Genomic DNA, 295 nt, shown 5'->3' on the forward strand with positions numbered 1-295 from the left:
CCGTATTCTGTTTGCCGGTGATTTGCAGGATGACCTGCCTGCCCATTTTGAAAGCGCCGCCAGCCGTGCGCATACTCAGCAGCTTCACCACTGGCAGGTGCTTAACCGCCAGATGGGCGACAACGTCCGCTTCAGCCTCATCGCTCAAGCCGATGACGTCGGCGATAGCGATACGCTGATCTACTACTGGCCGAAGAATAAACCTGAAGCCCAGTTCCAGTTGATGAACCTTCTTTCGCTGTTGCCGGTGGGTACCAATATTTTTGTTGTTGGCGAAAACCGCAGCGGCGTACGT

The 295-nt window shown here is 54.9% G+C and carries 1 pseudogene; it reads left to right on the forward strand.

Annotated features, from left to right (window positions below):
• Positions 1 to 295 (forward strand): annotated as a pseudogene (gene rsmC / locus FDX22_RS15215) (16S rRNA (guanine(1207)-N(2))-methyltransferase RsmC); the annotation flags it as partial.

Origin of the sequence: Citrobacter sp. TBCS-14 (assembly GCF_005280805.1) — a bacterium.
Lineage (GTDB): Bacteria > Pseudomonadota > Gammaproteobacteria > Enterobacterales > Enterobacteriaceae > Citrobacter > Citrobacter gillenii.